This window comes from Corallococcus sp. BB11-1, from assembly GCF_026626625.1.
Lineage (GTDB): Bacteria > Myxococcota > Myxococcia > Myxococcales > Myxococcaceae > Corallococcus > Corallococcus soli.
Genome location: NZ_JAPNJY010000039.1, coordinates 301,039 through 317,296, shown reverse-complemented (window position 1 = coordinate 317,296; position 16,258 = coordinate 301,039). Strand labels below are relative to the sequence as shown.

Below are 16,258 nucleotides of genomic sequence, written 5' to 3'. Positions count from 1 at the left end.
CTCGCTTGCGCGGCCGGCCCGCCTCCCGGATGCTGCCCGCCCCATTCCGCCCGTGAACCTGGCCGGTGGAATTACAGGTTGGGCAGAGAAAGGATCCGGAAGATGACCTCCTCGGCGGACGTGATGACCCTGGCACAGACCCTGGACGCGGCGCGGCGCGAGCGGCGTGAAATCCCCCCGCTGACGCACGCGCACCCGAGCCTGTCCGTGCCGGACGGCTACGCGGTGCAGGCGCAGGGCATCCGGCTGCGCGAGGCGCAGGGCGAGCGGCGCGTGGGCCTGAAGATGGGCTTCACCTCCGAGGCGAAGCGCCAGCAGATGAACCTGGGCTCGCCCATCTTCGGCGTGCTGACGGACCGGATGCTCGTGCCGTCGGGCGGCGTGGTGCACGTGGGCGCGGGCATCCACCCGCGCATCGAGCCGGAGATCGCCTTCCGCACGTCGAAGGAGCTGAAGGGCACGGTGACGCGCGACGAGGTGCTGGACGCGTGCTCGGCGGTGTTCGCGGCCATGGAGGTGCTGGACTCGCGCTTCGTGGGCTTCAAGTACTTCAGCCTGCCGGACGTGGTGGCGGACAACGCGTCGTCGTCGCTCTTCGTGCCCGGCACCACCGAGCGCGGCGTGCGGGAGCTGGACCTGACGAAGCTCCAGATGCGCATGGAGGTGAACGGCAGGGTGGAGGGCGAGGCGCGCTCGGACGCCATCTCCGGGGACCCGGTGGTGTCGCTCATCCAGCTGTGCGCGCTGCTCGCGGAGCGCGGCGAGGTGCTGCCCGCGGGGAGCGTGGTGCTGTCGGGCGCGGCCACGGCCGCGTACCTCATGAAGCCGGGCGACGTGGTGAAGCTCACCGTGGACGGACTGGGCACGGTGGAGGTGACGGCGCGGGAGTAGGGCCCTCAGTACAGCAGGCCATCCTTCGGCTGGAGGGGCGGGGGCAGCTCCGTCTCCCCCAGCATCTGCCGGAGGTTGATTTCGATGGTGCGGCACAGGGCCGTCATGGGCGTGTCGCTGAGGCCATCCTCGAACGGGTCCTCCACGTCGCGGCCCACCGCGTCCATGGCGATGAAGAGGAACGCGATGATGGCGGTGACCAGCGGCGTGAGCACGCCCAGGTCCGCGACGACGCCCAGGGGCAGCATGGTGAGGTAGGCGCGCACCATGGCGTGCGGGAGGATGTCGTACTGGCGGGGCAGGGGCGTGTTCTTGATGCGCTCGCACGCGCCCAGGTGGTTGGTCAGTTCCGTGAGCGTCTCGTCCATGGCGACGCGCAGGTAGACCTTCTCCGGGTGCTCGATGTCGCTGTAGACGCGGCGCATGCGCGTGGACATCCACAGGAGGATGGCGGCGGGCACGTTCTGCTCGTCGCGCAGCGCCTCCAGCAACGACGGGCGGAAGAAGGGCCAGATCTCCGGAAAGGGGTCCTGCCGTCGCAGGTGGCAGCGCAGCGCGTTCACGAAGCCGATCTGCGCGTAGATGAGCTCGCGGGCGTCCTCGGTGATGCCCTCGAACGCGCCGGTGATGACGCCCCGGGGCTGGCTCCAGTTGGACGGGGGGTGCTCGAAGGTGGCCAGGTTCGCGCGCGGGGCGCCCGGCTTGCGCAGGTCGCGCGCCTTGCCGAGCTGATCCCTCACCGCGCCGTCGCCCACCTGGGACCAGACGGGCGCCAGCGCGGGGCCTTCCGGCTCCACCGCCATCTGCACCATCCGGGACGCGGCCGAGGGGGTCTCCACGGTGCCGTCGCTGCGGTGGGCCCGGGGCGCGGGCAGGAAGGTGATGACCTGCCGGGCCAGCGTGCGGGAGGCGTTCACGATGCCGCCCCAGAGGGTGCGCGCCTCCCACCAGCGCTCGTAGGCGGAGTTGTTGCGGAAGGCGAGCAGCACGCCCAGCGCCGCCGCCAGCACCGTCACCGGCAGCGCGGGCACCGACAGCCACTCCGCGCCCACCACGTCGTAACCAATGGCGATGGCGAGCGCGAGGATGACGTGGAGCGCGACGGGCAGGCCCGTGTAGCGAAGGACGATGCGCCAGGACAACATCCGACCGACGATCATCGCGCGGGCACCCCTTGCCGGGGAGAGAGCCCGGCGCGGCCGGGATGTAGTGCCGCCCCGCCAGGGTGGCAATGCGACGCGTCACCTCCGCATCCGTTGGCCGGCCGGGAGGGGTTCCACACGCGTTGGGAGCGTGCGGAACCCAACGAAAGCCCCCTCAGGCGCGCGACTTGGAGAAGACGATGCTCGCGCCGGTGTCCGGCACCGTCACGGTGAAGGTGCGCTCCACCGTCGCGAGCCCGTTGCCGCCGCGCGACGCCAGCTCCAGGAAGAACGCCCCGGACGCCTTCAGGTGGAAGGACTGGGCCCACGACTGCGACAGGGCCTTGAACGCGCCGCCGAAGACGGCCGGGGAGCGCTGCTCGTTGTTGCGCAAGTCGAGCAGGCCCGCGCGCAGGTCGCGCCACTTGGCCACCGTGCCGGGGTTCTTCTGGATGACCTCCGCGAACGTCAGCATGCTGTTGCCCAGCTGCCCCTCCGTGTACGCGAAGAGCCCGACGAGCGGATGGTTCTTCAGCGTCGCGGCGGCCGTCTTCGCCGCGTCGGACGCGGACCAGTTCTGGTCCAGGTAGGCGCGCCACAGGGGCGCGTACACGGACTCGCGCACGGCGGGGCGGTCGCGGCACGGCACCGGGTACCAGGGCAGGGCCCGGGCCAGCGCGCGCGCGAAGACGGTGGGCGCGTCGGGGTCCGCCGCGTGGAGGATGACGTCGCGCAGCGTCCGGTTGTCCAGCTTCAGCTCCACCCGCGTCTCGATGGCCTTGCCCCCCGCGGCCTCGCGGATGCGTTTGAGGACGTCCTCCTCCTCGGCGTCATCCAGCGCGCCCCAGACGATGGCCTCGTCCACGCACTGGCGCAGGTCGTCGTCGCCGCGCTTGCGCGCGTCGCGGCGCAGGAGCAGGTACAGGCCCAGGTCGAAGTCCGCCACGGTGGGCGACTTGCGGAACTCCGCCATGTCCGCCTTGAAGTCCGCCGTCCAGTGCGCGTACGGCGTGAGCAGCGTGCTGGTGTAGCTGCGCACGCCCAGGAAGGACACGCGCTGGGGCGCCTCCCGCTCCAGGCTGTTGCGCTGCACCACCTGGGTGAGGTCGCGCGCGTCGTTGCCGCCCAGCGCCCAGCTCCCCAGCCGCAGCGAGAAGCCCCACGCCTGCGACTCCCGGTTGACCTCCTTGAGCAGGCACTGCTCCAGCGTCATCCCCTCGGTCTGCATGCGGTGCATCGCGGTGGCCATGTCGCCGCCCACCAGCAGCGGGTGGAGCATCTGGGCCTGGGCGTCGGTGCAGACGGTGGACAGGAGCGTCGTCTGCTCGCGCAGGCGCAGGTATTCGTAGCGGAAGCCCGCGGCGAACTTCGCCTCCGCCAGCGCCTGGACGCGCGTGCGTGCGTCCGCGCGCAGCTTCTCCCACGCCTGGCGCAGCGCGGAGGGGCTGGCCTCCAGCTCCTGGAAGCCCAGCCGGTCCAGCACGATGCGCAGCACCTTCGTCTCGGCTTCGGACAGGGTGTGCGTCTCCAGCTTCGTCATCAGCGATTCGAAGGTGGCGAGCGGCACGGACAGCAGGCCTTCGAGCACGCGCTCCACCTGGGCGAGCGCGGCGGTCGGGTCGGTGAGGCTCGCCTCGACGTGGAGGTCGGCCGTCACGCCCGCCTCGCGGGCCACGGCCTTCTTCACCTGCACGCGGATCCGCCCCGGCTCCGGGCGGGAGAAGATGACCGCGTAGTCGTCCGTCACCCTCACCTTCGCGGAGACGGTGGCCCCGGCCTTGGCCTCGAAGGCGACCAGGGTGCTGGCGGACAGCAGCTTCGTCAGCGCCTGGAGGTTGGTGGTGTAGACGTCCGTCCAGTCCAGCGTCGCGGTGACGGACAGCTCGCCGCGGGCCTGGAAGCAGAGCGCGTCCCCCACGCCCAGCTTCGTAAGCGACGCCGTGAGCAGGGGCAGCCTCAGCGCGGGGGCGTTCGCCTTCAGCGCGGCGCGCGCGTTCGCGTCCTGGGGGTGCCGGTGGTAGTCCGCCAGCAGCACGCGCACGTCCCCGTTGGCCGCCAGCGCCACGTAGGGCAGCGGGAAGCCGAGCTCCGCCTTCACGCGCGCCTCCACCGCGTACTTGAGCCACGCATGGTCGTCGCCGAAGACGAGCGGCGGGGACAGCTGCTTCTCCGGATCCCGGGAGGACTCCCCCACCACGCCCGCGGCATCCACGTCCGCCGGGGCGTCATAGCCTTCGATGAAGCCCTTGGCGGACACGTCGAACGCGAACGTCAGCGGGCCCAGCTTCTCGCCGGAGGGCAGCGCGTAGCTGGCATTCGGCAGCTCCACGCGGATGTCGGAGCCCTTGAGCGGCGCGTCCGGCAGCACCTTCGACACTTCGTCCAGCAGCACCAGCTTCCAGGCCATGACAGATGTCTCCCGCGGTCACGGAAAGTCGCATCGTACATGGCCGCACTGTCGGTGGAGGCCGGACGTGAAGACGCCCGCGGGCAGGCCCTGGGAGGGGAGGGCGCCTCCGCGGGGGACTCAGGGCGCTTCGCGCGCCTGCCGGGGCGTGGCCGGGGCGTCGGCCGTCACCCGGAGGGCCTCCGGCGTGAGGCCCCGCACGCACGAGCGGAGGGTGGCCTGGGACGCGTCCACCGGCTCCAGCACGAGCGAGGTCGTTTTCGTGGCGAGCGTCTTGGGCCACTGGCCCCGCTCCGCCCGGGCCACGTCGACCTCCGCCAGGGCGATGAGGGCCTCGGAGCGCAGCGCGCGCAGGTCCAGCGCCTCCATGTCCTGGGAGAGCTGGCGCGCCGAGGGGGCTTCTTCCCGCCGGAGGTGCGCCGCGGCCTTCCGGGACGCCAGGGCCCCCAGGGCGCGGCGGCGCGCTTCGACGGGTTGATCCACCACGGCGCGCAGGTCGTCCGAGTCCGTCACCCACTGCCGCCACTGGAGCCGCCGGGACAGGGCGCCCGACAGGGAGGGCGCGTCCAGCCAGGCGGGGGGCAGCAGGGACCGGGCGTCGTCGGACAGCAGGTCGCGGAAGGCGAGGAGCTGCTCGGCCAGGGAGTCCTCGTGCAGCGTCAGGGACACCGGCGGGAAGCCCTCGTGCAGGCGGGTGAGCTGCGAGACCGCCTGTCGCTTGCGGGGCACGGAGGCCGCGTCGAGCGCGTCCGCGCAGGCCCGCCACGCGCGCGCGTAGCCGTGCGCGGACAGCCGCTGCCCGGCGAGTCCTCCCCCCAGGGCCAGCTCCCGGCTGAGCGCGAGCGCGTCCAGGCAGGTGTCCACCGCGGGGTCCGAGTCGCCCCGGGCCACGAGCAGCCGCGTCTCCAGCGCCGCCTGCTCCAGCACCCGCCGCAGGGCCTGCGTGAGCGCCTCCCGCCGCGCCACGTCCGGCCCGGACACGGGACGCAGCTCCTCTGGCAGGCCGCCCGACTCCGCGTGGGTGGCGGCGAGCACCTGCCGCATCAGGGGCCGCCCCTGCTCCAGCGCTTCACGACACGACGCGGGCAGGTCGCTGACGGGCGAGCGGCCCTCCGTCACGGCTTCGCAGCGCGCGGCCTCTTCCGGGGTGGGCGGGGCGGCGGGGCCCGGCCGCACGAGCGCGGGGAGCAACGGCGCCAGGGCGGTGCCGAAGGTGCCGGCCCGCGCGGGCGAGACGTGCGCGGGCCTCGGGTGCTCCGCGTGCGTCAGCGTGTTCAGCTCGCGCACGAGCCGCGCCTCCAGGGCGTCGGTGCGCAGGCGCTGGGACGCGAGCACCCCGAGGCTCATGAGCACGAACAGGAGCACGCCTCCCATGAGGGCGGGGAGGGGGCGTTTCAGGGCCATCAGGGGGGAACTCCAGGAGGGGGGCTCGAATCTCGCACGAATCCCCGCCCCCCACATCCTCCGGCGCGGCCGGCCCACTGCCCCTCCGGCGAGGGAGCCCGGCCTTCAGGTCATGGCGGCTGTCAGGTCAGCTACCGGCCAGGCCCACACCGCGTGCGCGTGACGCCCGTTTCAGGGCGCGCCCGGCGCGGGCGTGGCCGCGCTCCGGGAGGTCCCCAGGTGTCGCAGCAGGTGGTCCGCCAGGTCCCGCGCCTGCGCGCGAATCTCCGGCACGGCGGTGGTCTCCCAGAGGTCCCCGCGCCGGGGAGGCCCCAGGGTGAAGAGGTGCGCCGAGGGCCGGCCTCGGGCGTCGAGCACCGCGCCGTCCCCGGCCGTGGCCAGCCCCATGCCCAGCGCGTCCGCGCGCGCCTGCCCCGCCTCCAGCAGCCCCCGCAGCAGCGGCTGGCTGCGCGAGGACAGGCTCGATTCGGGGCCGGTGCAGTTGATGACGTGGCCCACGCGCAGCGCCTGGGGCTCGCGCTGGCCCCGGGGGCGCAGGCGGGCCGTCACGCCGTCCGGCTCCAGTTGGAAGCCGAGCACCCGGCCCGCGTGCAGCAGCAGCCGCCCTTCGCGCCGCCAGCCCTCCAGCGCCGCGTGGATCTCCGGGGCCATGCGGTGGCGGTGCACCTCCCAGTGCGCGCGCAGGTGGCGCAGGAAGCGCTGGCGCTCCGCGTCCGTCAGCCGCTGCCACAGGGGGGTCGTCACCGGCCGCAGCGCGTCCACCGCCGCGCGCCAGTCCGCGCCCGCGGCCACCTGCGCGTCGACCTCCTGGCGCATCGCGCGCAGCACGTCGCGGATGCGCAGCGTGCTGAAGGGCGCCGCGCACGGCTCCTGGGAAGACGCGGCGTGGGTGGCCGCCTCCGCGTGGCGGCAGCGGTCCATCTCCCGGCGCACCGAGCGCAGCAGCTCCCGGATGCGCAGGGGCTCCGCGGCGGCGGGCGCCCCGGCTCCGGAGGCGCGGTGCACGTGCGGCAGCAGGCCGTGCCGGGACAGCGCGTGCACGCGTCCCCGGTGGCCGCGCTCGCCCAGCGACAGCACCGTGTCCACCATGGTGAGGCCCGTGCCGATGAGCAGCACCGGCTCCTCGGGCCCGATGCCCTCCATCGCCCCGGGCGACCACGGCGAGCGGTGGTAGCGGGCGCTCGCGTACAGCCTGCCGTCCGGCACGCGCAGGTCCGCGGGCAGCGCGTTGCCCAGGGCCAGCACCGCGCCCCGCGCCTCCAGGGTCGCGCCGCTCGCGAGCGTCAGCGTCACCCCGTCCCCGGTGTCCACCGCCGCCGTCACCTCGTCGCGCACGGTCTCCAGGTGCACGCCCGGCGCGGCCCTCCGGGCCGCCTCCTTCAGCACCGCCTCCAGGTACTGGCCATAGCGGCGGCGCTCGGCGAACGCGGAAGGGGGCGTCTGCGGCGCCTCCTCGCGCAGCCAGCGCAGGAAGTGCTCCGGCTCCTCCACCCAGGCGCTCATGCGGCCGGCCGGCACGTTGAGCAGGTGCCGCGCGCTGGTGGTGGAGTACGCCACCCCGCGCCCGATGCGCTCCCCCCTCTCCACCAGGGTCACGCGCAGGGGCGCACGGGCGCCGCGCAAGAGACACGCCGCCAGCAGCGTCCCGCTGGCACCCGCGCCGATGATGATCACGTCCTGCCGCAAGTTCACCGCTCGATTGTAGGGCCGGGTCCCCCGGATGACACCCCTCCCTGGCTCCGGGCCGCCGCGCAGTGTTGGTCAGCCGCCGCCCGCCAGGGACGGGAGCCCACCGTGGGACGTGGGGGCTTCGCGGACCTCACAGCGCCGGTCGCGCCTCGGGGCGGCGGGAGCGGGCAGGGGGGGGCGGGCCCGCCGGCAGCCGCTCCCCCATGCGCGTGAGGCCCTCTGCGTCGCGGGCCCGGGCATGCACCTGGGGATGGTCCTCGAACGTGGTGCCGAACCACCAGTCGAACAGCACCGCATGGAGGCCGCAGTGGCCCTGGTGGCGCGCGGGGTGCATCGCGTGGAGCGTGGGCGTGAAGAAGACGCGGCCCACCCAGGACGTCACGAAGTGCGTCGGCCGCCACTCCGTGTTGCCGTGGCCCACCGCGTTGAGGGCGCAGTTCGTCAGCATGTAGGCCAGGAATCCGGGGCCTCGCATGCGCCACGCACCGGGACGCCCGGAGGCAGGCGTCCGTCAGGTCCAGTCTGCCTGAGAACGCGGCGTCTGCACGAAGGCCCCGGCCACCGGCAGGCACACGCGGAAGATGCTGCCCTGGCCGGGCGAGCTCTCCATCGTCAGCGTCCCGCCCAGCGAGGTGACGATGCCGTGGCACACCGCGAGCCCCAGGCCGGTGCCCACGCCCAGCGGCTTGGTGGTGAAGAAGGGGTCGAAGATGCGCTCGCGGTGCTCGGGGGCGATGCCGCAGCCGGTGTCGCGCACCTCCACCAGCACGTGGCCCGGCGCTCCGGGGCGCGCCACCACGCGCACCTCGTTGGCCTCCGCGTTGCCCGGGGGGATGGACTGCGCCGCGTTGAGCAGCAGGTTGAGGAACACCTGGCCCAGCCGGGAGCCGTTGCCCTGCACCGGGGGCACGCCGTCGCACTCCACCACCAGGCGCGCGCGATGCCGCAGCTCGTGCATGGCCATCTTCGCCGCCGTGCGCACCACCGCCGCCAGCTCCGCGGGCCCTGAGCCCACGTCCTCCGCGCGCGACAGCGTCTGCAGGTCGCGCACGATGAGCCGGATGCGCTCCGCCCCGTCGCGCGTCTCCGCCAGCGCCTCCAGGATCTCCTGCCGGTCCTGCTCCGACAGGCGTTCCTTCTGCTGGAGCTCCTGGTGGATGTACTCCAGGTTGCTCAGGATGAAGGCCAGCGGATTGTTGATTTCATGACCCACGCCCGCCGCGATGCGGCCCAGGGCGATGAGCCGGTCGGCGAAGAGCAACTGGGCCTGCGTGGCGTGCAGCTGCTCCAGGCTGCTGGACAGCTTCGCGTTGGCGGCCTCCAGCGCCGCGGTGCGCTCGCGCACCGTCTCTTCCAGCAGGTGGTTGTCCGCGCGGGGCGCCTCCTGGCCGGAGCGCAGGATGGCCGCGGGCCCGGTGCCCAGGCCCTGGAAGGCCTGCCGCAAGGTGCTCCGCCGTCGCGTCATCGCGGCCAACCGCCCGACCTTCGCTCGTAACGTCATCGCGGCCCACTCCAACACCCGCGGCCGTTACCGCTCCTCGTGGCGGTGGTCCCTTCGGCGGACCGGCCTTGCGCGAAGGTCATCCAACACCGCCGCCCGGTGCCGGGCAAGGTGCACGCGGGTCCGTGCCGCCGTGGATTCGACATGCGCGGATTCCTGCACCGTCGCCATCCTGCTTCCGGGACCCGGGCGCGCGGTGGGGTGGGCCACGCGCCGGGATGCGCGGGCACGGGCCCTGGGGGAGGCCGGACGTGCCCGGTGCGGGGTGAAGCTGAAGCCTAGGAGCAGGTGCCGCAGTCGGCCTTGCAGCTGTCCGCCGTGAGGCCGGTGCCGCAGTGCTCGGTGAACTGGCAGACGCCGTCGCCGCAGCGGTACAGCTCCTGGGGCTGCACGCGCGTGGTGATGGCCGGGTAGGACTTCCCGTTGTACGTGCACTGCGTGTAGTAGGGCTGGGTCGGGTCGGCCTTGGTGCAGAACTGGGCGCAGCTGCCCACGTTGGTGATGGGCGCGCAGTGGTCCGCCTTCAGCGTCAGGCCGCACGCGCGCGTGGAGCTCTCCGCGGCGCTGAAGTCGCGATCACGCGCCGCGAACAGCCCGTCCGTCGTGAAGAGGTTGCCGAAGAAGCACGCCTCCTTCGCGTTGAACGTCGCCAGCTCCTCGGAGGAATAGGAGAGCGCCGTGCCCTCGGAGGTGCGTCCCAGCACCGACAGCGAGACGTGCAGGCCGTACTTGTTCGCGTGCGCCGCGAGGCACGCGCTCACCACCTGCTGCTCCGCCACCGTCGCGGGCTTGCCCGACGCCCAGCCCGGCGCGAGCCCCAGGCTGCCGTGCCACGTGTACTTCGCCCCCGTGCCCAGGTTCTGGTAGGCGCGCGTCTGCCCCGCCGGCACCGCGCACTTCACGATGTACGCCATCAGCGCCGGTGACGTGCCCGCGTTCGCGTTGAACCAGTCGTTGAAGCCGTTGGTGGACAGGCCGTTCGTCGACAGGCCGTTGGTGGACAGGCCGTTGGTGGACAGGCCGTTCGTCGACAGGCCGTTGGTGGACAGGCCGTTGTCCACCTGCTGCGCCTGCTGCGCCGACGCCAGCACCCACGCCTCGTCCGGGGTGCCCTCCGGTGCCGCGCTTCCGCAACCCACCAGGGCCAACAACGCACCCGTCAGCAGCAACGCCTTCAGGGGTTGGTTCAAGGCACTCCGGTTCCACCACTCGCTGCATCCACTTCCAGGCTGAAAAGCAGGGGTGAGGCGCATGTAGGGGGCTCCCGCTCAAGGGAAGTCGATGGGCGACTTCCAGGATGTCAGGCAGTCCAGGCTTTCATCTAGAAAGTCGCTGAAACTGTCAGACAGGGGAATCGTGACGCATTCAGGGGGGAAAATAAATACCGCGACTTCAAAAAATTACTGCGTGGGTCTAATTCTGACGCAAGCACAAGTAGGCCTGTGGGGTGGGCTCGACCACAAGGACGATCGGGGTGGGGTGCTGCAAGGACAACTCACCGCGGGGGTGGGTCCTCAAGAAGGCGCGCAGCCGGTGGGGTCACGGCGAAGCCGTGGGGCTCCCTGACGTTCCAGGTCGCCACGTGGGTGACGGGTCCCCCTACCACCTCGGCCTCCCCGGCCTCGCCCCGGGTCTCCGCTTCGCCATGGTGGAGGCACAGGTGGACGTGGGCGTGGGCGGCGTCCGCCAGGCGCTGGGCGTCCGCGTGCAGCTCGCGCAGGGCCTTCACCGTGTCGGCGGGGGAGGTGTCGGGGGAGAGGGGCCGCACGCCCAGCAGCGTGGTGCCGGTCTGGAGGGCCAGGAGGAAGCCCCGGGCGCGCAGGCCCTCCTCCAGCGTGTCCAGCACCCCGGCGAGCGCGGCGTAGAGGGTGTCGTCGTCCTGGTCGGTGGGGGGCAGCACCACCTCCGCGTGCACGGCGAGCACGGGGCGCACCTGGCCTTCGACCTGACCGGGCTCCTCGGCGGCTTCGCGCAGCGCGGTGAGGAAGGCGCTCACGCTGGGGTAGCGGCGGGTGGCGTCCTTGTCCAGGCAGCGCAGCACCACCGCGTCCATGCCGGGCGACACCGGGGCGCGCACGCTGGGGCGCGGCGGCGGGGCTTCCAGGTGCATCCGCTCCAGCTCCAGCCGATCATCGGACTGGAACGGGTAGCGACCGGTGAGCAATTGGTGCAGGAGCACGCCCAGCGCGTACACGTCCGTGGGCGGACCGATGCGGCCGCCCCGGAACTGCTCGGGCGCCATCGCGTGCGCGGTGCCCAGGCGCTGGCCGGCGGTGGTGAGCCCCTCCTGGCCGGGCTCCTGCTGGATGAGCTTCGCGATGCCGAAGTCGAGCAGCTTCAGCCGGGGCTTCTCCCCCTCCTCCACGACGAGGATGTTGCTGGACTTCAGGTCCCGGTGGACGACGCCCGCCCGGTGCGCCGCCTCCAGCGCGCCGCAGATGGGCTCCAGGTACGCCAGCGCCCGGGACGCGGACAGCCGGCCGCGCTCCTGCACCACCTGGCTCAGCGTGCGCCCCGACAGCAGCTCCATCACGTAGTACGGGCTGCCGTCCGGCATCAGGCCGAAGTCGTAGACGTCCACGATGTTGGGGTGGTGGATCTGGTTCACCACGCGGGCTTCGCGCACGAAGCGCTGGAGCATCTCCCCCTGGTCCGCCAGGTGCGCGTGCAGGACCTTCACCGCGGCCAGCCGCCCCAGGATGCGGTGCTCCGCTTCGTAGACGCTGCCGTGGCCGCCGGCGGCGATCATCCCCTTGAGCACGTACTCGCCCGCGAGCGTGCCCGGCCCCCGTTCGGAACGGGGAGGTGCGTCATGCCCCTTGTCCGTGGCGTTCGCGGTGGCGCGCGCCTGGATGCGGAAGGTGCTCTCGGAGTCCGCCGCCATGAATGATTCGCACCCTACCATTCACGGGGTGGGTCGCGTGCGCCCGTGGCGGGTTGCCTCCCTGCCTGCTCTTGTGCCCGTTCACCAGGAGTCAGGCTTCCTGCCCTGCGGGTGGAAGGGGCGTTCATTGGAGGCCGTTGGGGTATGGTCGCGGTCCGGGCCAAGGCTTCTGGCCATCACGGAGCGCGGCGTCATGCACGACAGGCGGCGAGGAGAGTGCCGGCCCGAGCGCAGGGGAACGCCAGGGGGCTGGCACACATGATGACGTTGTTGGACGAGCTCACGACCTGCGCGGGCCAGTCGGTGACGGCGCCGTCCTCGACCGGGGCGTGTCTCATCCTGATCAGCACCACGACGCCCGCCGCCATTGGCAAGGCGTACCGGCTGGAGCCGGGCGAGCACATCATCGGCCGGGGTTCGGAGGCGGAGGTCCGCATCGACGACCACGGGGTGTCGCGCAAGCACGCGCGCATCCGCCGCGCCGCCGACGGCACCTGCCACGTCACCGACCTGGAGTCCACGAACGGCACGTTCCTCAACGGCCTGCCGGTGTCCACGGCGGAGCTGCAGGAGGGGGACCGGCTCCAGGTGGGCACCGTCACGGTGTTCCGCTTCTCCCGGCGCGAGGTGCTGGAGCAGCGCGAGGAGCAGCTGCGGCAGGCGCTGTCCGCGGCGCGCGTGGGCATCTGGGACTGGAGCGCCAAGAGCGGTCAGGTGACGTGGAGCGAGCACGTGGACCGGCTGCTGGGCCTGGCGGTGGGCAAGCTGTCCGGCCGCGCCATGGACCTGGAGGAGATCGTCCACCCGGCGGACCTGCCCCGGCTGCGCGCGGGGCTGGCGACGGCGCTCGCGCAGAAGTCGCAGGTGGACGTGGAGTACCGCATCGAGCCCGCGGGCAGCGGCTACCGCTGGATTTCGTGCAAGGGCGACGTGCTCCTGGACGCGGCGGGGCAGCCCGCGCGGGTGACGGGCACGGTGATGGACATCACCGCGCGCAAGCAGGCGGAGCAGGAGCTGCACCGCCAGGCGCTCATCTTCGAGAGCATCTCCGACGGCGTCGTCATCACGGACCTGGCAGGCGGCGTCATCGACTGGAACACCAGCGCGGAGCGGATGTTCGGCCGAAGCCGCAAGCAGGCCATGGGCCAGACGCTCTTCAGCGTGCTGCACCCGGGCGAGCCGGACCGGCTGACGGGCGCCATCCTCACCGCGCTGGAGGTGCACGGGCGCTGGTCCGGGGAGCTGGAGTTCCGGCGCGACGACGGCATGGCGTGCGTCTGCGAGTCGGTGGTGGTGCCGCTGCGCGACGCGGAGGGGCGCATCATCGCGAACATCATGGTCCACCGGGACATGAGCGAGCGCCGGCAGCTCCAGGCGCGGCTGGTGGTGGCGGACCGGCTGGCCAGCGTGGGCACGCTGGGCGCGGGCGTGGCGCACGAAATCAACAACCCGCTGGCGTACATGCTGGTGAACCTGCACCTCATCCGCGAGGGGCTGGACAAGCTGGAGGCGCAGGGCGCGCCTTCGGAGCCGGTGGCGGCCATCCAGCAGCTGGTGCGTGAGACGACGGAGGGCGCGGAGCGCATCGCCACCATCGTGCGGGACCTGAAGGTGTTCGCGCGCGGCGAACAGGAGTCCCGGCCGATGCCGGTGGACGTGCGCCGCTCCGTGGAGCTGGCGTGCAAGATGGCGGACAACGTCATCCGTCACCGCGCGCGGCTCATCACCGAATTTGAACCGGTGCCGGCGGTGGAGGCGAGCGAGGCGCGGCTGTGCCAGGTGTTCCTGAACCTGCTGCTCAACGCGGCGCAGGCGATTCCGGAGGATCCGTCCTCCGTCACCGAGCATGAGATTCGCGCCATCATCCGCCAGGGCGAGCCCGGCAAGGTGGTGGTGGAGGTGCGCGACACCGGCGTGGGCATGACGCCGGAGGTGCTGGGGCGCATCTTCGACCCGTTCTTCACCACGAAGGCGGTGGGCGTGGGCACGGGGCTGGGGCTGTCCATCTGCCACGGCATCATCGAATCCATGGGCGGCTCCATCCAGGCGGAGAGCGTGCCGGGGCAGGGCAGCACCTTCCGCGTGGTGTTGCGCTCGGCGCAGCACGAGCCGGACCTCTACCCCCGGCTGTCGGCGACGGCGCAGGCCGGGGCGCGGGCGCGCATCCTGGTGGTGGACGACGAGCCCAACGTGACGGTGGCCCTGCAGCGCTCGCTGGCGACGGAGCACGAGGTGGCCACGGCGAACAGCGCGCAGGCGGCGCTGCGGCTGGTGAACGAAGGAGGCCGCTTCGACCTCATCCTCTGCGACGTGATGATGCCGGGGATGACGGGCATGGACCTGTACTTCGAGCTGGGGCGCTCCGCGCCGGAGCAGGCCGGGCGCATGGTGTTCATGACGGGCGGGGCCTTCACGCCGCGCACGGTGTCCTTCCTGCGCGACGTGCCGAACCTCAAGCTGAGCAAGCCGCTGGACCTGACACAGCTGCGGGAGCTGGTGGGCCGCTCGGCGGAGGCCGGGCGATGAGCGCCCCCTCCGGTCACCCCGCGGCTCCTCCCGAGGTCGCGGCGGGGCCGGGGGCGCCACTGCCCGTGGCGCAGGACCCGGGGTTCGCGGGCGCGCCGGCATCCCAGGGCCGCGAGTGGACGGTGCGCGCGCTGGGGATGGGGCTGCTCATCGGCGCGCTGCTGGCCGTCACCAACCTCTACATGGGGATGAAGACGGGCTGGTGGGACAGCGGCTCCATCACCGCGACGGTGCTGGGGTTCAGCGGGCTGGCCGCCTATGGGCGCAGGCGGGGCGTGCCGTACACGCCGCTGGAGAACAACCTCACGCAGACGGCCGCGTCCGCGGTGGGCGCGATGCCCGCGGCGGCGGGCCTGCTGGGCGCGCTGCCGGCGCTGGCGCTGCTGGGCGTGGCGGTGCCGGGCTGGGGCATCGCGGCGTGGGGCCTGGTGCTGGGCGCGGTGGGCGTGCTGGTGGCGGGCCTGCTGCGCCGGCGCCTGCTGGAGCAGGAAGCGCTGCCGTTCCCCACGGGCATCGCCACCGCGGAGCTCATCTCCACGCTGCACTCGGCCACGCCCACGGAGGCCCCGGGCACGTCGGTGGGGCGCGGCCGGACGCTGGTGGGCGCGGGCCTGGTGGCCATGGCGGTGACGTGGGTGCGGGACGCTCGCGGGTGGCTGCCGGGGATGGTGGCCCTGCCGGGTCGCGTGGACGGCACCGCGCTGGGCGCGCTGACGTGGGGCGTGGGCGTGAGCCCCATGCTGCTGGCGGTGGGGATGATGACGGGGCTTCAGCTGGCCCTGAGCATGCTGCTGGGCGCCGTCGTGGCCTGGGGCGTGCTCTCGCCGGTGCTCCTGCGCGCGGGCGTCGTCGTGGGCGCGGAGTACGGCACCTTGTCCGCGTGGCTGACGTGGCCCGGCGTGGGGCTGATGGTGGGCGCGGCGGTGGTGTCCCTGGGCGCGCAGGCGCGCGACTTCCTGAGCGCGGCGAGGGACTTGCGCTCGGTGGGGGCGAATCGCGGCGGCCTGCCCCGGTGGATGCTGGGCGTGGCGGCGGTCGCGTGCGTGCTGGCGGTGGTGCTGGGCGGGGTGCTGTTCGGGCTGGGCGTCCCGTCCATGGTGCTGGCGCTCGTGCTGCTGGTGCCGCTGTGCGCGGTGTGCGCGCGCGGCGCGGGGCAGACGGACGTGTCGCCGGTGAGCCAGATGGGCAACCTCACGCAGGTCGTCTTCGGTGGCGTGCGGCCCGGGGAGCTGGCGCCCAACGTGGCGGCGGGTTCGGTGGTGGCGGGCGCGGCGGCGCAGACGGGCGTGAGCCTGTGGTCGCTCAAGGCGGGGCACCTGCTGGGCGCCTCGTCGTCGAAGCAGCTCGCCGCGCAGCTGGTGGGGGTGGTGGTGGGCGCGGTGGTGGCGGTGCCGGCCTACCTGCTGCTGGTGGACGCGTACGGGCTGGGGACGGCCGCGCTGCCGGTGCCCGCGGCGGCGCAATTCCGCGCGGTGGCGGAGGTGTCCGTGCGGGGCCTGTCCGGCCTGCCGCCGCACGCGGGGCTGGGGGCGCTGGTGGGCTGCGCGGTGGGCGCGGTGTTGACGCTGGCCGCGCGGGGCAAGGCGGCGCGGTGGCTGCCGTCGCCGGTGGCGATGGGCATCGGGTTCATCACGCCCGCCTTCTTCGCGGTGACGCTGTGCGTGGGCGCGGGGCTGGCGGCGCTCGCGCGGCGGTGGTCGCCGAAGCTCACCGACGCGCAGGTGCCCGCGGTGGGCTCGGGCGCGCTGGTGGGTGAATCGTTGATGGGGCTCATCCTCGCCGCGACGACGGCGCTGCAGCGCTCGGCGTAGTCG

At 73.1% G+C, this 16,258-nt stretch carries 11 protein-coding genes; 3 read left to right on the top strand and 8 right to left on the bottom strand.

Annotation, left to right across the window (positions count from 1 at the left end; all coding sequences use genetic code 11):
* Positions 1 to 102 precede the first annotated feature (102 nt).
* Positions 103 to 891, top strand: coding sequence for a 2-keto-4-pentenoate hydratase (locus OV207_RS33750; RefSeq protein WP_267559220.1), 789 nt, complete (start codon positions 103 to 105; stop codon positions 889 to 891).
* Between the two features lie 5 nt (positions 892 to 896).
* Here OV207_RS33750 and OV207_RS33745 read toward each other — a convergent pair whose 3' ends face one another.
* From OV207_RS33745 to OV207_RS33710, 8 genes are all read right to left on the bottom strand, one after another.
* The gene (locus OV207_RS33745; protein ID WP_267559219.1) at positions 897 to 2,051 is read right to left on the bottom strand and encodes a bestrophin family protein; all 1,155 of its coding nucleotides are present in this window, start codon (positions 2,049 to 2,051) and stop codon (positions 897 to 899) included.
* Between the two features lie 157 nt (positions 2,052 to 2,208).
* Positions 2,209 to 4,440: a hypothetical protein gene (locus tag OV207_RS33740; protein ID WP_267559218.1), complete on the bottom strand. Its 2,232-nt coding sequence runs from the start codon at positions 4,438 to 4,440 to the stop codon at positions 2,209 to 2,211.
* Between the two features lie 120 nt (positions 4,441 to 4,560).
* Positions 4,561 to 5,844, bottom strand: a complete 1,284-nt coding sequence (locus tag OV207_RS33735) for a hypothetical protein (RefSeq protein ID WP_267559217.1) — start codon at positions 5,842 to 5,844, stop codon at positions 4,561 to 4,563.
* Between the two features lie 171 nt (positions 5,845 to 6,015).
* Positions 6,016 to 7,536, bottom strand: coding sequence for an FAD/NAD(P)-binding protein (locus OV207_RS33730; RefSeq protein WP_267559216.1), 1,521 nt, complete (start codon positions 7,534 to 7,536; stop codon positions 6,016 to 6,018).
* A gap of 127 nt (positions 7,537 to 7,663) precedes the next feature.
* Positions 7,664 to 8,008: a hypothetical protein gene (locus OV207_RS33725; protein ID WP_267559215.1), complete on the bottom strand. Its 345-nt coding sequence runs from the start codon at positions 8,006 to 8,008 to the stop codon at positions 7,664 to 7,666.
* Positions 8,009 to 8,044: 36 nt separating this feature from the next.
* A complete protein-coding gene (locus OV207_RS33720) occupies positions 8,045 to 9,034 on the bottom strand; it encodes a sensor histidine kinase (protein ID WP_193346685.1) in 990 nt (329 codons plus the stop codon).
* Positions 9,035 to 9,312: 278 nt separating this feature from the next.
* A complete protein-coding gene (locus tag OV207_RS33715) occupies positions 9,313 to 10,287 on the bottom strand; it encodes a hypothetical protein (protein ID WP_420715281.1) in 975 nt (324 codons plus the stop codon).
* Between the two features lie 242 nt (positions 10,288 to 10,529).
* Entirely contained in the window at positions 10,530 to 11,918 is a 1,389-nt protein-coding gene (locus OV207_RS33710; RefSeq protein WP_267559213.1) for a serine/threonine-protein kinase, read from the bottom strand.
* Between the two features lie 261 nt (positions 11,919 to 12,179).
* On the opposite strand from OV207_RS33710, the gene OV207_RS33705 reads away from it, so the two are divergent.
* Complete coding sequence (locus OV207_RS33705; RefSeq protein ID WP_267559387.1) at positions 12,180 to 14,444, top strand: PAS domain S-box protein; 2,265 nt, start codon at positions 12,180 to 12,182, stop codon at positions 14,442 to 14,444.
* A complete protein-coding gene (locus OV207_RS33700) occupies positions 14,441 to 16,255 on the top strand; it encodes an OPT/YSL family transporter (protein WP_267559212.1) in 1,815 nt (604 codons plus the stop codon). The genes OV207_RS33705 and OV207_RS33700 overlap by 4 nt, the downstream gene beginning before the upstream one ends.
* Positions 16,256 to 16,258: the final 3 nt, after the last annotated feature.

What these genes read in the sequence shown, in the direction of transcription:
- OV207_RS33700 (WP_267559212.1), top strand. Translation starts at nt 14,441, where the DNA reads ATGAGCGCCCCCTCCGGTCACCCCGCGGCTCCTCCCGAGGTCGCGGCG.
- OV207_RS33745 (WP_267559219.1), bottom strand. Translation starts at nt 2,051, where the DNA reads ATGATCGTCGGTCGGATGTTGTCCTGGCGCATCGTCCTTCGCTACACG.
- OV207_RS33705 (WP_267559387.1), top strand. Translation starts at nt 12,180, where the DNA reads ATGACGTTGTTGGACGAGCTCACGACCTGCGCGGGCCAGTCGGTGACG.
- OV207_RS33725 (WP_267559215.1), bottom strand. Translation starts at nt 8,008, where the DNA reads ATGCGAGGCCCCGGATTCCTGGCCTACATGCTGACGAACTGCGCCCTC.
- OV207_RS33750 (WP_267559220.1), top strand. Translation starts at nt 103, where the DNA reads ATGACCTCCTCGGCGGACGTGATGACCCTGGCACAGACCCTGGACGCG.
- OV207_RS33735 (WP_267559217.1), bottom strand. Translation starts at nt 5,844, where the DNA reads ATGGCCCTGAAACGCCCCCTCCCCGCCCTCATGGGAGGCGTGCTCCTG.
- OV207_RS33740 (WP_267559218.1), bottom strand. Translation starts at nt 4,440, where the DNA reads ATGGCCTGGAAGCTGGTGCTGCTGGACGAAGTGTCGAAGGTGCTGCCG.
- OV207_RS33710 (WP_267559213.1), bottom strand. Translation starts at nt 11,918, where the DNA reads ATGGCGGCGGACTCCGAGAGCACCTTCCGCATCCAGGCGCGCGCCACC.
- OV207_RS33715 (WP_420715281.1), bottom strand. Translation starts at nt 10,287, where the DNA reads ATGCGCCTCACCCCTGCTTTTCAGCCTGGAAGTGGATGCAGCGAGTGG.
- OV207_RS33720 (WP_193346685.1), bottom strand. Translation starts at nt 9,034, where the DNA reads ATGACGTTACGAGCGAAGGTCGGGCGGTTGGCCGCGATGACGCGACGG.